This is a genomic window from Paracoccus albus (assembly GCF_027913035.1).
Lineage (GTDB): Bacteria > Pseudomonadota > Alphaproteobacteria > Rhodobacterales > Rhodobacteraceae > Paracoccus > Paracoccus albus.
Genome location: NZ_CP115775.1, coordinates 809,615 through 827,161, shown reverse-complemented (window position 1 = coordinate 827,161; position 17,547 = coordinate 809,615). Strand labels below are relative to the sequence as shown.

Genomic DNA, 17,547 nt, shown 5'->3' with positions numbered 1-17,547 from the left:
TCATTCTCACGCGCCTGCCTACATTTTCAGCTATGAACGCACCTGTATTTGACAACAGCTACGCCACGCTCCCGCCGCGCATGTATGCGCAGGTCGATGCCGCCGGCAGTCCGAAGCCAAAGTTGATTGCCCTGAACCGTCCGCTGGCCAGGCGCCTTGGACTGGACCCTGACTGGCTGGCCGGGGAACAGGGGCTGGCGATGCTGTCCGGCAATGATCTGCCGCCGGGTGCAGCGTCAATCGCGCAAGCCTATGCCGGGCATCAGTTCGGGCATCTCTCGCCGCAGCTTGGTGACGGCCGCGCACTTATGATCGGCGAGGTGGTGGCACCGGATGGCAAGCGTTTCGACCTGCAACTGAAAGGTGCCGGCAGAACTCCCTTCTCTCGTCAGGGCGACGGCAAGTCGTGGCTTGGCCCGGTATTGCGCGAATATCTGGACAGCGAGTTCATGGCCGCCATGGGCGTACCCACCACCCGCGCCCTTGCCGCCGTCGCCACCGGAGAGCAGGTGCATCGCGAAACCACCCTGCCCGGCGGGATCATGACGCGCGTCGCTGCCAGCCATATACGCGTCGGCACATTCGAATATTTCGGCATCCGTGGCGATATAGAGGCGACGCGTGCACTCGTGGACCACGTCGTCGCGCGGCACTATCGCGATGCCCGGTCACCGCTGGAACTGCTGGAGAGGGTGATTGCGGCGCAGGCCAGCCTGATTGCGCGATGGATGGCCCTTGGCTTCGTGCATGGGGTCATGAACACCGACAATATGGCGATTTCCGGCGAAACGATTGATTACGGACCTGCCGCTTTCATGGACGGCTATCATCCCGACACGGTGTTTTCTTCGATTGACCGGCATGGGCGCTATGCATGGGCCGAACAGCCGCATGTGGCCATCTGGAACCTTGCGCAGTTTGCGTCCTGCCTGATCCCGCTGATGGGCGCAGATGAGGAAAAGGCGGTCGAGGACGCGACGCGCGCAGTCCACGGCTTCCCCGACCTGTATCAAGCGGCGTGGATGCAGAATTTCTGCGCCAAGATCGGCCTGCAACCCTCTGACTCTGCTAAGGCATTTATCGACCGGCTGCTGGACCTGATGGCGGCTGAACGTGCCGATTTTACACGCGTTTTTGCGGGGCTGGCCTCGGGCGAGGCGCGGGATGAGTTCATGGCCCGCGATGCCTTCGACGCTTGGTACGGCGATTGGCAGAAGGCAAAGCCCGATCCTGAACTGATGGCGAAAACCAATCCTGTTCGCATCCCGCGCAATCACCGCGTGGAAGAGGCGATACAGGCTGCTATAGTGGATGACTTCGCGCCGTTTCACAAATTGGATGAGGCTTTGCATTCGCCGTTTGAAAACCGGCCCGAATGGGACGATCTGGCGATTGCACCACTTGAATCCGAACGCGTGACCCGCACATTCTGCGGGACATGAAGCTACGGATCGCCAGCTATAATCTGCACAAGGGACGCGGGCTGACGGGCCCCCACGCGCCTGAACGGAACCTGCAGGTCATTGCAGAGCTTTCGCCCGACATCATTACGCTTCAGGAGGTGGATTTCCGCTTCGGTGCCCGGCCAGAGGCCCTGCCGCGCGCCATGATCGAAGAGATGACCGGGCTGGTGCCGATCCAGATGCGCACAACCGGGGAAACCTCTTTGGGCTGGCACGGCCAATCAATTCTGATGCGCCCCGATCTGGCAGAGAGCGCGGTGACACGCCGCTTGCCGCTTCCGGGGATCGAACCGCGCGGCGCATTGGCTGTCCGCGTTGCGGGGCTGACCCTGATCGGGGTTCATCTTGGACTGGCGCGGTCGTCTCGCCGTGCGCAACTGGCGCGGTTGGCGGCGAAGGCATCGCGGCTGGCGGGCGATGCTGTCATGATGATGGGCGATTTCAACGAATGGCGCGATGATCGCGGTCTGGAGTCGCTGGAGATGCTGCGGATCATTGCCCCCGGCCCGTCCTATCCGGCACCGATGCCGCGCCTGCGGCTGGATCGCATTGCCGTTTCGCATTGCATCGAAATCCGCGCCACCGGCGTCGGTGACAGCCCGCTTGCACGGCAGGCATCGGACCATTTGCCGATCTGGGCAGATATCACCCTTCCCGGCGAATGATCCGGTCATCTCTGATGCAACGAATTTTGCGGCTTTCACCCGGTCTGACGCGGCGATATACCCGCCCCAACGGATCAGGAGGGACAAATGACCGCGATCATCGACATCTACGCCCGTGAAATCCTCGACAGCCGTGGCAATCCCACAGTTGAAGTCGACGTGACCCTGGAAGACGGCACGATGGGCCGTGCCGCAGTGCCCTCTGGCGCCTCGACCGGCGCGCATGAGGCCGTAGAGAAGCGCGACGGCGACAAGCTGCGCTATATGGGCAAAGGCGTGCTTGACGCCATCGACAGCGTGAATGGCGAGATCGCGGAGGCCCTGATTGGCGAGGACGCGACAGAGCAGCGCGCAATCGACGCGCTGATGATCGAATTGGACGGCACGCCGAACAAGGGCCGCCTTGGTGCGAACGCCATCCTTGGCGTGTCGCTGGCCGCTGCGAAAGCGGCCGCCGACGCCTCTGCCCTGCCACTGTACCGCTATGTCGGCGGTGCGTCCGCGCATATCCTGCCGGTTCCGATGATGAACATCATCAATGGCGGCGAACATGCCGACAACCCGATCGACATTCAGGAATTCATGATCATGCCGGTCAGCGCCGCGAACATCCGCGAGGCGGTGCGCATGGGTTCAGAAATCTTCCACACGCTGAAGAAAGAGCTGTCTGCGGCGGGTCTGTCCACTGGTATCGGTGACGAGGGCGGCTTTGCCCCCAACCTGTCCAGCACGCGCGACGCTTTGGATTTCATCCTGAAAGCCGTCGACAAGGCTGGCTTCAAGCCGGGAGATGACATCATGCTGGCGCTCGACTGCGCATCGACCGAGTATTTCAAAGACGGCAAATACGACATGAAAGGCGAAGGCAAAGTGCTGAGCTCTGCCGAGAATGTCGATTACCTTGCCGCGCTTTGCGCTGATTATCCGATCCTGTCCATCGAAGATGGCTGCGCCGAGGATGACTGGGAAGGCTGGAAGCTGCTGACCGACAAGCTGGGCGACCAGGTTCAGCTGGTTGGCGACGACCTGTTCGTGACCAATCCGACGCGCCTTGAGGAAGGCATCAAGAAAGGCTGTGGCAACTCTCTGCTTGTGAAGGTCAATCAGATCGGCACGCTTTCCGAAACACTGGATGCGGTCGCGATGGCCACCCGTGCCCGTTTTACCTCGGTGATGTCGCACCGCTCTGGCGAGACAGAGGATTCCACCATCGCCGACCTTGCCGTCGCCACCAATTGCGGCCAGATCAAGACGGGTTCGCTGGCGCGGTCCGACCGGCTGGCGAAATACAATCAGCTGATCCGGATAGAGGAGATGCTGGGCGATGCAGCGGTTTATGCGGGCAAGTCGATCCTGCGCTGATCATTAGGCAGCTTGAATGAAAAAGGGACGCGCAGGGCGTCCCTTTTTTTGTTCCCGCTTGCCACATGACAGCGCCCGGAACCACTCAGCAGCGCTTCAAAGCCTTGGCGATCTGCACCTTGTCATTGACCCTTATCGCGCGGCGTTCTTCGACCCCGCCAATGATGGCCTGCGTCTGCCCATAGCTTTGCACGTCCGGTCCGCCAAGTGCCGCGGTCAGCCCGCCTGTCAGTGACTTCGACCTCGCCGCGTCCAGTTCGCCGTCAAGCTTGCCTTCGTGATAGGCCAGCTCGCTGCAGCTCATGCGGTAGAATTCCTTTTGTTCGGGTTCGTTCGATGCACAAGCCGATAGCAGCGTCAGACCACACATGAGCATTATTCCTGCCTTCAAAACGTATCTCCTTGATTTCCTGATAGGATTGTTTTTGGGCGGTCCTGCTAGCAAAGCAACGCCGCTTGTGAAATACGTATTTTATAACAAGTATTTGAGCATCGCCCTGAACAGCGCAGCAAGCTGAAGATGGAATGAAACGCGCAAGGGATGAACTGGACAGCAAAGCTTCACCAAGGGCGCTGTAATCGCAAAATCTCCCCCTTAAGGGGCGATGCAAAGCCTGTTTGAGACTGTTCGGGAAAGTTCGTCGTTCGGGTACCAACTGGCTGCAGGCTTACACTTGAAGCCAACCACCGCAGCGTCCGCCTCGCTGTGCGAAATAGAGCTTTATCGGCCGGGCGATCACAAAAAACTACGTCGATCAGCGTCATAACTGCTGGCCCCCGGTCGCGGTTGTATCAAACCACGCCTTCACAGGTGATTGCGCTGCGTCCTCAGCAAGTCTTCCATCATCTTTTCACGCTCCGAGAAGACGGTGTCCATTTCAAAACGCTCGGCAATGGACTTCCTGCCGTTTCGCCCGATTTTTTTCATCATTTCCGGTTTGTCGAGGCAGAATAAGATCCGATCGGCCAACGCGTCGGCATCGTTGGTTGTGACAAGGAATCCGTTCTCGCCGTTGGTGATAATATCGCTGGTCGCGGGCAAATCATTCGCGATGACCGGACAGCCGATCGCCATCGCCTCCATCATCGACCAAGACAAAACAAACGGCACCGTCAGATAGACATGCGCCGAAGACGCAGCCAGAACCTTGCGCAAATCGGGCAGTTCAATGGTTCCAGTGATGTGGACGCGGGACAGGTCAATATCCAGATCGTCCAGCATTCGGTGAAGCCAGCTATCCCCCTGCGACAACGCTTCGCCATATGCGACACGATTACTTCCGACGATAACGACCTGGGCGTCGGCAGACTTTTCTTGCACCTTCTTGACGGCTTCCATGAAAGTTGGAAAACCGCGCGTCGGCTCGAACCCGCGACCAATATAAGTCACGATCTTGTCGCTGCTACTGAGATCAAGCCAGGGAAAGTTGATCTTCGCATTCGGAATTGGCTTATTGAGCGAGGTGTCGACACCGTCATGCGTGATGACAATTTTCTCGCGCAGGTGACGCGGAAACTGCCCTGCCTGAAATCTGTTCGGGCTCCAGCAGGCATCTGCATGAACGAACTCTGAAACGATGGGCATATTGCGCGCCATGTTGTGCCCGGATTGCAGGATTTGGTCTCGCGTCAGGGGCTGAATTTGGTCGGCCGGGGAAAGCGCATCCAGATTATAGTACCATTCGTGATAGGCGATATAGACCGCCTCGGGCCAGACTTCCTTCAGGAACAGTCCCGTCCCCCAACCGCAATGCGAAATAATGATATCGGGGCTATATCCCTGATCCCGCAGCGCTATCGCACCCGCCGCCGACCCCATGCCAGAGCAGAGCGCGTTTTCGATCTCCTGCAAGATCCGCTCTTGTTGCTGCGCGCGGTGCCGGGCATCCCTGAATTGCGCGCGCGGCAGATCGGCATCCTTGGGCACATCGTTTCGATGTAGAACCATAACGTCGTGACCGCGGGCTTTCAGCCACGGGCCAAAATGCTGAAACTGCCCGAGATAGGCATTGTGCGCCAATAGAATCTTCATGTTTCAGGCGATCTCGCATTCTGCTTCGGCATCGGTATCTTTGCGAACATGCGTAAGCGACAAGGGCGGCGTTGCTGCGGGAATGATCTCAATAGGCCGGGGGCGTATCAGCAGACTATTGGGCACTACTTTATTGTCTTCGAATGCAGTGCGCGCGCCGACCACGATACTACCGCTTGGCAGGTCGCGCACATACACGTCGGGGAATATCCGCAGCATTGCTGCCTGAACCTTCGCGATCAGCGTTGACTGAGGCCCAACATATTGTGCAACGAAGCCGTTCGATGTCAACGCCTTGCTTATCGGGCGGAAATAGGCCTCGATCTTCTTTTCACTGCTTTCGACGAGCAATCCCAGTGGCACATCCGACAAAACCGCGCCAACTGAACGCTTAGCCAGCTTGGCGGCATGGTCTGGCAATGCAGCGGCTTCGAATACCACATTCTGAACCGACTCAGGCATCAGACGTTTCGCGAGCGCAATGGCGTCGGGTTCAGGATCACAAACGCAATGGCTCAGATCCCCACGCAATTCGGCCGCCATAAGCGGGAACAGCGGCGTAGTCAGGCGATCAATAAGCACGGTCGCGCCAGTCGAAACCAAACCGAGTACCGACAGGATCCCGCTTTGGCGGTCGTTCTGGCAGGTGTATGGATTTGCCTCATCCACCACCGAAGTAATCTGGCCCCTCTCGGTCGCCAATGCATATCGCAAAAGGCCGTCTTCGGCTCTGTAAAGCTTGAACGGCTCTGGCGCTTTGTCGCCGGCAAGCGGTGCAACCGTTTCGCGCATGAAAGCCTGCTGCAAATCGACACAGCTCGCAACATTTGCCGCGACAAGCCGCTGAAACGGGCTAATTCGCGTCACAGGCGTTGCGCCACGCATATACTCCAGATGCTGCGCGATGAGGCGCGCTTTCTCGCCCTCAACGGTGGCATCAATGACACGACCATCGAGACGCTGGCATTTCACAACAATCCTGCCGGGCCTCCACGCCGGAAAAGTGACATTCGGGGCAAGGACTGTCGCTTCATGCGCCAAAAACTCAAAATTCTCTGCCCGCACGACAGTGGGGTTCAGCATCTCGATATAGCTGGTGTCAGACTTCAGGATGACGATCTGTTCGGAGATGCCGACGACGGGCGCTGACAGCACGGAAAGACCACCCTGCATGGCATAGGCAATCAGCGTTCGCACCGTAGCGGCCACGGCAGGCTCGTCGTGTTTTACCTGCGCATTGACCCTGAGCAACCGCAGGTCGTCATAGCGGAGATATGGGGTAGTCATGCGTCGATCCCTGTCATTTCAAACATGGTTAAAATTATACCACATCAGCTCTCAGAAAAACGAACTCTTTCAAGTTGTCAATGACTTACGGGAACCTGCCGCAGTGACGATACGCCGGGATCGAATTTGCGAGAATTGCACGGAAAATTAAGCGCCTCGTGGTGCTATCTACAACATTTTAAGAATGTCAAGCATTAAAATTATTGAGGTAAATATATGACAACAAACGGAAAACTATACAAAAATACAGGCGTAAGCAGCCAAAACGATACGGTCTGAGTGGATAATTTAGGTTAAGTCCCCACCAGCAATGACGCATAATCGATTCGAGAGTTAAAAGATGGCCAACATCACAGGAACCACTGGTGGGGACAGCGTCTCCGTTGATGCAACTGGTGGCACTTCAGGCACCGATGTCACGGTAACCGGCAGCCCCGGAGTGACACTAACGTCAGGTGAGCGGGCCAATAACATTAACCTCTATGACGGCGACGACCGCGTGACGATCACCAATGCCAGCGTTTCCGCGACGCAGGTCACGGGAAGTGCCTATTTGCACGATGGCAACGACTATATCGAGGCGACAAACAGCACTATTAACAGCCATATATTTGCTGGCGACGGAATTGATACAATTTCGTTAACTGGGAGCAGCGCCCGGGCCATAGACATGACCGATACAAACGGTGCGGACGAAACTCTCGGAACCGAAGAGATCAATCTTAGCAACAGTACTGTCTCAGATATCCTCGCCAACACCGGTGCAGGTCTCTCTGTTGAGATGAATAACAGCGAATTCGGCAATTTTAGCGACGACATTGGCGCTGACCGAAATACGGGCATAACGCTCAACATGACGGACTCGGAAGGTGGATATGTCCGCATTGACGATCATGTCAACGGCAGCAGTATCCGGCTCGAAAACTCAACGCTGTCTCAGAATATCTACTATGATGCGGCGACCACAGCAACGATCGAGCTGATCGACTCAAGCGTTGCAGGTTCCATTGATCGTGAAAACTGGGGGGTCGCTACTGGAACCGCGCCGGCACCTGGAAGTGAGGGTCATGCCACACTGTCGATTACTGGCTCTACAGTCGGGGGCTATGTAGAAGGTGGTCTCAATGGCGATGACACCTTTACAGCTTCAAACAGTTCGATTGGTGGCAACGTATCGCTTCACAACGGCAACAATGCTGCACTGGTCTCAAACAACAGCAGCCTTAAGGCGGTTAGTTCTGGCGATGGCGACGATCAGATTACAGTAGCAGGCGGAAGCACAGCTACCGAGATTAGCACCGGCGAAGGAATTGATAGCGTTACGATCGACAACTCGACAGTAACCGGCAATCTTGAACTCGGCTGGTCGGGAACAGATATCGGCGGCGGAACCGAAAGCCTGGACATTCTGAACGGCAGCAGCGTCGGCGGACAGGTCCGCATTGGAACCGGCGCAGATGTTGATGTGGATATCACAGACAGTACTGTGAACGATATCACGGACGACTTCACGTCCTTCAATGTTGATTCTGGTGTGACGCTGAATGTTACGGGGTCAAGGACAGGTAATATCAACCTTGACGAGCATGTCGGCGAAAACAGTCTTAGCTTCACCGACTCGACGGTGGACGGCCAGCTTCGTTACGACGCGGGCCAGCCTTCAACAGTCATTATAGACGACTCCAGCATCTCGAGCGGGATTTATCGCGAGAACAATGGATCCACTCCTCCGGGTAATACCGGCGATGTCACGATGTCGCTTACGAACTCTACGATATCCGGAAACATTTCGGGGGGCGGCGGAGGCACTGGCGGCGATACGCTGGTTCTGGACGACTCGACTGTCACGGGTTTGATCCACCTGGCGGATGGCGATACGTCAATCGTCGTAGAAAATGGGGCATCGGTAGGCGGAGTTGTCCAGCTAGGTGATGGACACCACGAAATTCAGATCGACGGCTCTACGCTGTCCGATGCTATAAACCATGCTCAAGCGACGTATAGTACTCTGAATACATATGACATTTCGATCACCAACGCCGAGGTCAACGATGTCAACATCGCTCGGATGCAAGGTGGCGGGTCCATCGTCCTCGATAAGGCGACAATCGCAGGCGGTACTTCCCCAAATAGAGTATCTTTGGGCGATGGCGACGATACGCTATATGTTCAGAACGGTACATATATTGAAGACACTTCCAGCTTTGACGGCGGAAACGACTTTGTTTTCGTCAGCAACGACTCGACGCTTGGCACTGGGTCTCAAGCCTCCGCTTCTTTGAACGCCGGCAGCGGTGTCGATACGTTGCTGCTCGAAAACGGCGCGATGATCAGGAATTCTCCTTCGGGTCCAGTCTACACCGTTGGCGTCACGGACGAATCGGTGATTAACGCTGGTCTCGATGACGGCGGTCGCTGGGACGTTACTTTAACGGGCGGCGATACGTTCCGTACCGACAACTTCGAAATTGTCGGTGTCATATGCTTCACCGCCGATACGATGATCGACACCTCGGAAGGCCCTGTCCGCGCGGCCGATCTTGCGCCGGGTGATCTGGTCAAGACGATGGATCGCGGCCTGCAGCCGGTCCGGTGGACTGGCCTGCGCGAATTCGACCGCCAGCAAATGCAGGATAGCCCGAACCTTCGGCCTGTCATGATCCGTGCAGGTGCGCTTGGCCGCAACATTCCAGCCAATGACCTTCTGGTCAGCCAGCAGCACCGCATTCTGCTGCGCAACAAAGTTGCACTAAGGGTTGCCGGATCGGCAGAATGCCTGGTTGCAGCGAAACAACTCGCCGGTCTTCCAGGTATCGAGATTGCCGACGATATGGACAGCGTGACTTACGTCCACTTCATGTGTGACCAGCACGAGGTCGTCTTCGCCGACGGCACGCCGACAGAGACGCTTTATTTCGGCAAACAGACCGCAAAGACGCTGCCGGAAGCCTCAGTTTCCGAAATTCTGGGGATTTTTCCTGAACTGCGGGCCAGCCTTGACGGGAATGCTATTCCGCCATCGGTGCGCCCGCTCATAAAGGGTGCGAAGGGCCGGAAGATCGCAGAGCGCCTCTCCAAAAACCGCCGCCGCGCAATTGAGGAACTTTGCTTGAACTGAGCAAGGCTTGACCATTCGCGGAACGCCACATGGTTTGGTAGCACAAGATCGCGTTACGCCGCTTTAACGGCGTAGCGCCGGCGCGGCTTCGGTACTGCTGTATAACCGGAATTCTTTGGATACGATTAGGTTGCAGAAGAGCGTAAGCGTGATCATTGCGGCCGCTGACGCAGGCAAAAGCATGGTGTGGACTTCATGCGGTGCCGATCCGTATCCGATTTCAACGGAAAGCTAAGCGTGTCCGCATCTTGGATTCCGCCATCGACTGAGTTCTGGTTCTGTCTGTCGTCAGGACTCTTTGCAGATCGTTGGCTGTTTCTTAGCGGAAGTGAAATGATAGGATTGCGTGACGGTTATGACTATCAGGTGAACGGCAACCTAGAAACGCCACACGCATGCCTCAGCAACCTCAAGCTGCAGCAACTTGAAATCAAATAGAGATCGGGACGTGGGTCGAATAGCGCCCCCCAAAAAACCGGCAGCTTTCCATATGGATCCAAGCGAAGCCGGGTCTGAAGGTCAAAATCTGCGCAGGTATCGAGTGCGCCCGCTAGCGAACCGGCCGTCAGAGGCGAACACGACGAATGTTACTTGCACCGGGTCTGGACTGCGACAGAGATCCTAGATCCAATCCTCGACCCCCGTCCCGGTCAGTTCCGAAAGGCTGGTCAGCCCTTCGCCCGCCGCACGTTCATCTAGGCCGCGCGCGATTTCAGCGGTCAAGGAAAAACCGTGATAGATCAGGGCCGAGTACAGTTGAACCGCGCTTGCCCCGGCACGGATCTTTTGCCACGCGTCTTCGACATCGCCGATGCCGCCGACGCCGATCAGCGGTATCCGTCCGCCCGTCATACGATAGAGGCGGGCAAGAATGCGGGTCGAGCGTTCAAATAGCGGGCGACCTGACAGACCGCCTGCTTCATTGCTATGCGGCCCGGAAATTCCGTCGCGCGACAATGTTGTATTCGTCGCGATAATGCCGTCCACCCCAACCGAATTCGCGATATTGGCAATGTCGGCAAGCCCGTTATCATCAAGGTCGGGCGCAATTTTCAGGAATACGGGCCGATGTTCGGACAAGGCGTCGCGAGCGGCCATCACATCTCGCAGCAACCCCGTCAGCGCGTCCGCACCCTGAAGATCCCGCAGCCGTTCGGTATTCGGCGAGGACACATTGACCGTCAGGAAATCGGCGGCAAGCCCTGCCACGCGTACCACTTCGGCAAAATCCTTTGCCCGGTCGAGGCTGTCTTTGTTGGCGCCTATGTTCAGCCCGACCGGAATACCGGCCTTTCGCCGCGACAACCGCTCGGCAATCGCTTCGGCACCGTCATTATTGAACCCGAACCGGTTGATGATCGCCTGATCATCGCGCAGGCGGAACAGACGAGGTTTTGGGTTGCCGGGTTGTGGTCGCGGCGTTGCGGCCCCGCATTCGATAAATCCGAAACCCGCCCGCATAAGATTGCCGACGACGCGGGCATTCTTGTCGAAGCCAGCAGCCAGCCCGACCGGGTTGGGCAGGTCCATCCCGGCAATGCGCGTCTTCAGCCGGGGAGAGGTGACTGGCCCGCCCGGCATTGGCACCAGGCCACTGGACAGAACGCGCAGCGACAGGTCATGTGCGGATTCCGGGTGCAGGCGGTGAAGAAAGCGCAGGCCGACGCGTTCGACCATCTTCACGGCAGTTCTCCGATCTCATGCCCGTTTGGTCCAAGAGGCAGAGGGCGTGCCCAAGTGACCTCTTGCAGGACAAGGGCTCGATAAAGATGCGGAAAAAGCAGACCGCCGCGCGAAGGCTCCCACCGCAAGGCTTCGCCCAAGGCATCGGCATCACAGCCCAGCAGCCACAAACCGTCCTCACCGCCGAAGTGTTTGTCCAGCGTTCCGGCCAGTGTGTCAGCGGTAGAGAAATGGATATAGCCATCGGCCAGGTCGACCGGCGCGCCCGCCGTTTCGCCCTGATCCTGAAGCTGTCGCCATTCGGGGCTGCGAAGCACCTTGTAGATCATCATGGCGCGTATTTCGGCTGTTGGCGGCGCGCGGTCAAGGGGCTGCGACCGTCATAAGGCTTTTGCATTCCGCCGTTATCACTTCCACGTTTGACGCGCCGCATCGTGCGCGGCAATGTATCAGTATCGTGACGTTCTGATGACGTACCCTCGAAGGAGTTTCTGATGACCAAGACCCGTCTTCTGGCCTCTGCCGCCGTGCTGGCCCTGACCGCCGGCACCGCCAAGGCAGATTCGGTGCTGCACATCCTGCACACGAACGACTTCCACAGCCGCGTCGAATCGATCAACAAATACGATTCGACCTGCGATGCCGAAACCGAGGAGGCCGGCGAATGCTTTGGCGGAACCGCGCGGCTTGCGACCAAGATTGCCGAATTGCGGGCCGAGTTCGAAGCGGCGGGTGAGCCGGTGATCCTGCTGGATGGGGGCGATCAGTTTCAGGGCAGCCTGTTCTATACGACCTATAAGGGCGAAGACACGGCAGAGTTCATGAACAAGCTCGGCTACGACGCGATGGCCGTCGGCAACCACGAATTTGACGATGGGCCGGAAACACTCGCGGCACTGATCGAGCGGGCAGAATTTCCAATCATCTCAGCCAATATCGACGCCAGCCAGTCGAATGTATTGAAAGACAAGCTGCTGCGCTCGACCACTGTTGAGGTCGGGGGGGAAACGATTGGTCTGGTTGGCGGCACGACGATGGATACACCGGAAATCAGTTCTCCAGGTGACGCGCTGATCTTTCAGGACGACATTGAAGGGATTACCGCCGATGTCGAAAAGCTGACCGAGGAAGGCGTGACCAAGATCATCGCCGTCACCCATATCGGCTATGGTCACGAACAGGAAATTGCGGCGGCAGTGCCGGGGCTTGACGCACTTGTCGGCGGTCACTCGCACACCTACCTGTCCAGCACCGATGACAGCGCAGAGGGGCCGTATCCCACGATGGTCGCCGGTGCCGATGGAACGCAGGTTCCGGTGGTTCAGGCCGCATCCTACGGCAAATATCTGGGGCATCTGAAGCTGACCTTCGACGACGAAGGCAAGGTGATCGCGGCAGAGGGTGAGCCGATCCTGATAGACAATTCCGTCGAACCGGATGCCGAGATACTTGCCCGTATCAAAGAACTGGGCGCGCCGATTGAAGAGCTGAAAAACAAGCTGGTCGCGGAAACGGCAACGCCCATCGGTGCCGACCGCGCCGATTGCCGCGCGCGGGAATGTGTCATGGGATCGCTGGTTGCCGATGCCATGCTGGACCGGGTCAAGGATCAGGGAATCCAGATCGCAATCCAGAATGGCGGCGGTCTGCGTGCCTCGATTGATGCCGGACCGATTTCGATGGGCGAGGTGATTTCTGTCCTGCCTTTCCAGAACACATTGTCTACCTTTGTTCTGAAGGGCTCTGACGTGGTCGCAGCGCTTGAAAACGGTGCAAGCCAGATCGAGGAAGAGGCAGGTCGTTTCTCGCAGGTCGCGGGCCTGAAATACACCGTCGATCCTGCGGCGGAACCGGGCAGCCGGATCAGCGATGTGCAGGTCATGGCGGATGGCGAATGGGCCCCGATTGATGAGGGCGCAGATTACGGTATCGTTTCCAACAACTACATGCGCAGCGGCGGCGACGGATATGAGGTTTTTGCCACAAACGGCATGAAAGCCTATGATTTCGGCCCGGACCTGGCGGATGTTCTGGCGGAATACATCGCCAAACAAGGGCCCGACTTCGCCCCGGAAACCGACGGCCGCATTACTGTCGCTGATGCCACAGACGCTGAAAGTACAGCAGAAGAAGCCCCGGCTGCTCAATAAGGCTGGGCCAATCTGAACCCCGGCCCGCATGATCGGGCCGGGGTTTCATTGGTAGTTTTGACATCACGCGCGGGTAACAGGCGTTGTCAGCTCGCGCGATACCAAACGCTTTTTGCAGAACCCGTTGTTGGTTCCGAGCGTTCGCAACGCCTTGAAAGATCGGCCAGCGTTTCGCAGCCCTGTTTCTCATGAATCTGAGCTTTCCACGTGTCCCCGCTTTCACGAGCGCATTGACGATCACGCTTACTCTCGAACGACCGTCACGATGGTGCTTTTGCGTGGTTTGGGCGTCGCATGGTTTTCCTTACACGCAGCCAATCTACGAAGGTTTTGAGGGCAGAATTGAGATAATCGACGACGGGAACGCTTGGCAAATCACGTGCCAAAGCAGTCGTTGACCGTCGCAATTAGGCGCTCGCCGCGCGTTTCGCCGTTGTCGTGGTTAATAGACGAAAGGGTTGTGAACGCTTCTGCCTTCTCGCCCAAGATTTGGCAGATTTTGCGCCTATCGGCAATCAACATGGTGCTGCCGACGTACCGACACCAGCAGTGGTTCGCAATATCCTGGCAGTTGTAGCCAGCTCATCGCCCGAGGCAGTGGTCTGCTAAAGCACTTCTTTGTCTGACTGAATCGAATGGGATTCCCGTTCGGGCGGAAGTCTGATTCACCATGTGTGCTGGCGGAGGAGGCCAGCATGCATGGCTCAATATCTTTCCGAAGACCTTCGCATCCGGGTGATCCGTGCTGTTGAGAGCGGCATGTCGCGCAATGCCGCCGCCCGCCATTTCGGCGTGAGCATCGCCAGTGCGGTGCGCAGGATGGACGACTATCTGCGGACCGGACGCACCACCCCCAAGCCACGCGGCGGCGACCGGCGCTCGGGAAGAATCGAGGCACAGCACACAGCACGATTTCCTGATGGCCGCTATTGAAGAGATCCCCAACATGGACCTTGCCGAGTTGCGCGACCGCCTTGTCGAAGAACGGGGCGAGCGTTTTGCCCTCTCAACGATCCATGACGTCTTCCGCCGCCACGGCATCAGCTTCCAGAAAAGACGCCGCATGCGAGCGAACAGGACCGGGAAGTTCAAAGCCCTCCTGCGCAAGGCGGCCGCAAGAACTGTTGAGGCCCTTGAAACGGCCACCGCCACTCTCCTCGAAGCATTCACCCCAGACGAATGCGCCAATTACTTTGCAAACTCAGGATATGAGAAAAATTGATCCGAAAATGCTCTAACAGTCTGCTTAAATAATCGACCCGCCACGGCGATGTGAGAGCATGATTCACCCTTGGCACGGTAACGGCGGTGGTGACCTATGCGCGGAACGGGCGAGTTGATCTGGTCGCTGTTTAGCGATGTCGATTTGGAAGAGCGCATCGCGCCGCGGCACCCGCTGCGCAAGATCAGACAGGTGGTCAATGATGCGATGGCCAGCCTCGATGCGGCGTTCGGGTCGCGTTACATCGATTTCGGCCGCGCCTCGATTGCGCCGGAACGGCTGATCTGGGCAAGCCTGCTGCAAATCCTGTTCTCGACCCGCTCCGAGCGGCAGTTGATGGAGCAGATGGACGATAAGCTGATGTTCCGCTGGTGTGTTGGCCTCGGGATCGACGATCGGTCTGGGTCCCCACGGTCTTCACCAAGAACCGCTACCGGTTGCTGACGACGGATATGTCGCGCAAGGTGATGGCGGCGATCCTGGCGCAGCGCGAGGTCGCACCGCTGCTGTCGGATGAGCCTTTTTCGCTCGATGGGACGCAGGCCAGGGCATGGGCCTCGATGAAGAGCTTTCAGCCGAAGGCTGATGCCGCGCCCCGCCTGAAGATGACGGGCCGTGCGATCCGCCCGCCCCGGATGTCACGTCCCAAACCGAGCCTTCCGATACATCAGCCGAGACCGACCAGATGCCCCGAAACGGCAAACCCCATCGTAGTGCCGAGGTCGTTCGGGCAGTCATTCGAACCGATGGTATTCCTGCCCTCACTCGGGGGCGAGACGCGTTCGAATACCACCCATGCCTCGCCCACAGACCCCGACGCGCGGCTCCACAGGAAATCCCCCGGCACCGGGGCGATGCTGTGTTTCATCGGGCATTCGCTGATAGAAAACCGCGCGGCCTGATCGTGCAGGGCGACGGTCAGGCCGGGCGAAAGGCAGCTCCGGACATGATCCACGCCAGTCCCCGGGATCACCCCGGCGGCTGAGGCCGGGTACCGACAAGGGATATGACGCAGGTGGGTTCGTCGCCGATCTGTGGCAGGCCTGCGTCACGGCACATGTCGCTCGGAAGACGAGACGTTCGGCAATCGACGGCCGAACCACCCGGCATGAGGGCTACGCCCTGTCGCTCAGACACCGAATGCGCCAAGAGGCAGCGCGTTCGTGTGACGTAGCCGTGATGCAGGGACAGCGTTCCGGATCCGGGACTATTTCAGAGGCCTGTTAGATACAGTGATCGACATGACGAATGCGCCCGTTTCAGGGCGCATTCTGGCGGAAAAATTACCAATCCGAAATTCAGATAAGGATGTCGTTCTCGTGAAGATCCGAAATCGACATTCCGACAATGGTGATAGATGAGTCATCCGCGGTGTTTATCACCACATTCCCTCCACCATGGGTGATAGTGCCATTGTCAATCAGGTCCGAGAGTTGGCCTTCCAAGCCCAAAGCCGAGATGTCGATGACATCACCTTCTTCAGGGCCAGCATCGAAACCGTAAACTTCATCATGGCCATGACCCATGAGGAAGCCGAAGGTATCTTCTTCACTACCATTCTGACTATACAGGAGATCATCCCCGGCGCCGCCCCAGAGCATGTTCATGCCATTGCCCGCATAAACCTCGTCATTGCCTTCGCCACCGTAGAGCAGGTCGTCCCCATCGCCGCCATCAAGGAAGTCGTCTCCATGATAGCCGTAGACGCGGTCATCCCCACCCTGAGCATACAGGCTGTCATTTCCCGTGCCGCCACCCATGAGGTCGTTGTCCACTCCGCCTTCTAGCCAGTCCGACCCGGTGCCACCCCAGAGGGTGTCGTTGCCCGCTTCTCCCAGTAGCGAATCGTCATCGGCACCGCCGCCAAGCAGATCGCTGCCCTCTTCGCCTTTGAGCATGTCAACGCCATCGCCACCCCAAAGGGTGTCGTTGCCCTCATCGCCTTCCAGATGATCGTTCCCGTCTCCGCCAGCCAAGGCGTCATCTCCGGATCCGCCCCAGACGCTGTCATTCCCGGTGTCGCCATAACCAGCCCAAATCCTGTCATCGCCGGCATTGCCATAAAGCTCATCTGCACCGTTGTAGCCAAAGATCGTGTCGCTTCCGGTCAATCCGTTTATGATATCAAAAAACTCTGTGCCGAATATTTCATCAGCGCCGGGTGTTCCATTCAGAATAGCCATTTCTTAATACCTCATGTTGATCTTGATCGTTCCATTGACGATAACACCGGATATCTGGAATTGTTCCCATAAGGCATTGCTCCACATCCATTGGCTTCGCGTGTTTGTTATCATCCATACTTCGTAAGCAGACTTGAACGATGACAACTTTCTCTGGCTGAGCGATGAGCGATGAGCGATGAGCGAATAGATCGTATTGGGCCACACTTCACCAGGACTCATTGCCACCCTGAATCTACGAGCGGCACTTCTGAGGAGAATAGTTTCTATCAATCGCAATGGCTTGCGGTAGGGAGACACACCTACTGAATAGGTAATTCTCATCGTTATAAAGGGGCGCTTTCGTAAAGTGCCATGCGTTCAGTTTCAAGGCGGGCGCGAG

General features: G+C 57.6%; 14 protein-coding genes and 1 pseudogene. 9 read left to right on the top strand and 6 right to left on the bottom strand.

Translation table 11 applies throughout. From position 1 onward, the window contains the following. The first annotated feature begins 32 nt into the window (after window positions 1-32). The 3 genes from PAF20_RS04130 to eno all read left to right on the top strand — a co-directional run bounded on the left by PAF20_RS04130 (window position 33) and on the right by eno (window position 3,490). Window positions 33-1,442 (top strand): protein adenylyltransferase SelO, encoded by a 1,410-nt coding sequence (locus tag PAF20_RS04130; RefSeq protein ID WP_271072472.1) that lies wholly within the window; start codon window positions 33-35, stop codon window positions 1,440-1,442. Then, the gene (locus tag PAF20_RS04125) at window positions 1,439-2,128 is read left to right on the top strand and encodes an endonuclease/exonuclease/phosphatase family protein (protein WP_271072471.1); all 690 of its coding nucleotides are present in this window, start codon (window positions 1,439-1,441) and stop codon (window positions 2,126-2,128) included. Before PAF20_RS04130 ends, PAF20_RS04125 begins: the two co-directional genes overlap by 4 nt. A gap of 87 nt (window positions 2,129-2,215) precedes the next feature. Beyond that, window positions 2,216-3,490 carry a phosphopyruvate hydratase gene (eno, locus tag PAF20_RS04120; protein WP_271072470.1) on the top strand — a complete coding sequence of 425 codons (1,275 nt, stop codon included), beginning with the start codon at window positions 2,216-2,218 and terminating at the stop codon, window positions 3,488-3,490. 85 nt (window positions 3,491-3,575) lie between these two features. Here eno and PAF20_RS04115 read toward each other — a convergent pair whose 3' ends face one another. After that, entirely contained in the window at window positions 3,576-3,794 is a 219-nt protein-coding gene (locus tag PAF20_RS04115; protein WP_271072469.1) for a hypothetical protein, read from the bottom strand. A 64-nt stretch (window positions 3,795-3,858) separates the two neighbouring features. On the opposite strand from PAF20_RS04115, the gene PAF20_RS04110 reads away from it, so the two are divergent. Beyond that, entirely contained in the window at window positions 3,859-4,008 is a 150-nt protein-coding gene (locus PAF20_RS04110; protein ID WP_271072468.1) for a hypothetical protein, read from the top strand. Window positions 4,009-4,295: 287 nt separating this feature from the next. On the opposite strand, the gene PAF20_RS04105 is transcribed toward PAF20_RS04110, so the two are convergent. Both PAF20_RS04105 and PAF20_RS04100 read right to left on the bottom strand, forming a co-directional pair. Then, entirely contained in the window at window positions 4,296-5,438 is a 1,143-nt protein-coding gene (locus tag PAF20_RS04105) for a glycosyltransferase (protein ID WP_271073252.1), read from the bottom strand. 87 nt (window positions 5,439-5,525) lie between these two features. Further along, window positions 5,526-6,809 carry a peptide deformylase gene (locus PAF20_RS04100; protein WP_271072467.1) on the bottom strand — a complete coding sequence of 428 codons (1,284 nt, stop codon included), beginning with the start codon at window positions 6,807-6,809 and terminating at the stop codon, window positions 5,526-5,528. A gap of 340 nt (window positions 6,810-7,149) precedes the next feature. Here PAF20_RS04100 and PAF20_RS04095 point away from each other — a divergent pair, with 340 nt between their 5' ends. Then, window positions 7,150-9,927 (top strand): Hint domain-containing protein, encoded by a 2,778-nt coding sequence (locus PAF20_RS04095; protein WP_271072466.1) that lies wholly within the window; start codon window positions 7,150-7,152, stop codon window positions 9,925-9,927. Window positions 9,928-10,548: 621 nt separating this feature from the next. On the opposite strand, the gene PAF20_RS04090 is transcribed toward PAF20_RS04095, so the two are convergent. Next, window positions 10,549-11,610 (bottom strand): quinone-dependent dihydroorotate dehydrogenase, encoded by a 1,062-nt coding sequence (locus PAF20_RS04090; RefSeq protein ID WP_271072465.1) that lies wholly within the window; start codon window positions 11,608-11,610, stop codon window positions 10,549-10,551. After that, the gene (locus PAF20_RS04085; RefSeq protein ID WP_271072464.1) at window positions 11,607-11,942 is read right to left on the bottom strand and encodes a DUF952 domain-containing protein; all 336 of its coding nucleotides are present in this window, start codon (window positions 11,940-11,942) and stop codon (window positions 11,607-11,609) included. The genes PAF20_RS04090 and PAF20_RS04085 overlap by 4 nt, the downstream gene beginning before the upstream one ends. Before the next feature lie 162 nt (window positions 11,943-12,104). Between PAF20_RS04085 and PAF20_RS04080 the strand changes: the two genes are divergently transcribed. From PAF20_RS04080 to PAF20_RS04065, 4 genes and pseudogenes are all read left to right on the top strand, one after another. Then, on the top strand, window positions 12,105-13,760 hold the full coding sequence (locus PAF20_RS04080) for a bifunctional metallophosphatase/5'-nucleotidase (protein WP_271072463.1): 1,656 nt from the start codon (window positions 12,105-12,107) through the stop codon (window positions 13,758-13,760). A 699-nt stretch (window positions 13,761-14,459) separates the two neighbouring features. Beyond that, window positions 14,460-14,693 (top strand): helix-turn-helix domain-containing protein, encoded by a 234-nt coding sequence (locus tag PAF20_RS04075; protein ID WP_271072462.1) that lies wholly within the window; start codon window positions 14,460-14,462, stop codon window positions 14,691-14,693. Continuing rightward, window positions 14,680-14,982, top strand: coding sequence for a hypothetical protein (locus tag PAF20_RS18930; protein ID WP_434802939.1), 303 nt, complete (start codon window positions 14,680-14,682; stop codon window positions 14,980-14,982). Before PAF20_RS04075 ends, PAF20_RS18930 begins: the two co-directional genes overlap by 14 nt. 96 nt (window positions 14,983-15,078) lie before the next feature. Continuing rightward, window positions 15,079-16,209 (top strand): annotated as a pseudogene (locus PAF20_RS04065) (transposase). Between the two features lie 71 nt (window positions 16,210-16,280). Here PAF20_RS04065 and PAF20_RS04060 read toward each other — a convergent pair. Next, the gene (locus PAF20_RS04060; protein ID WP_271072461.1) at window positions 16,281-17,165 is read right to left on the bottom strand and encodes a calcium-binding protein; all 885 of its coding nucleotides are present in this window, start codon (window positions 17,163-17,165) and stop codon (window positions 16,281-16,283) included. Window positions 17,166-17,547: the final 382 nt, after the last annotated feature.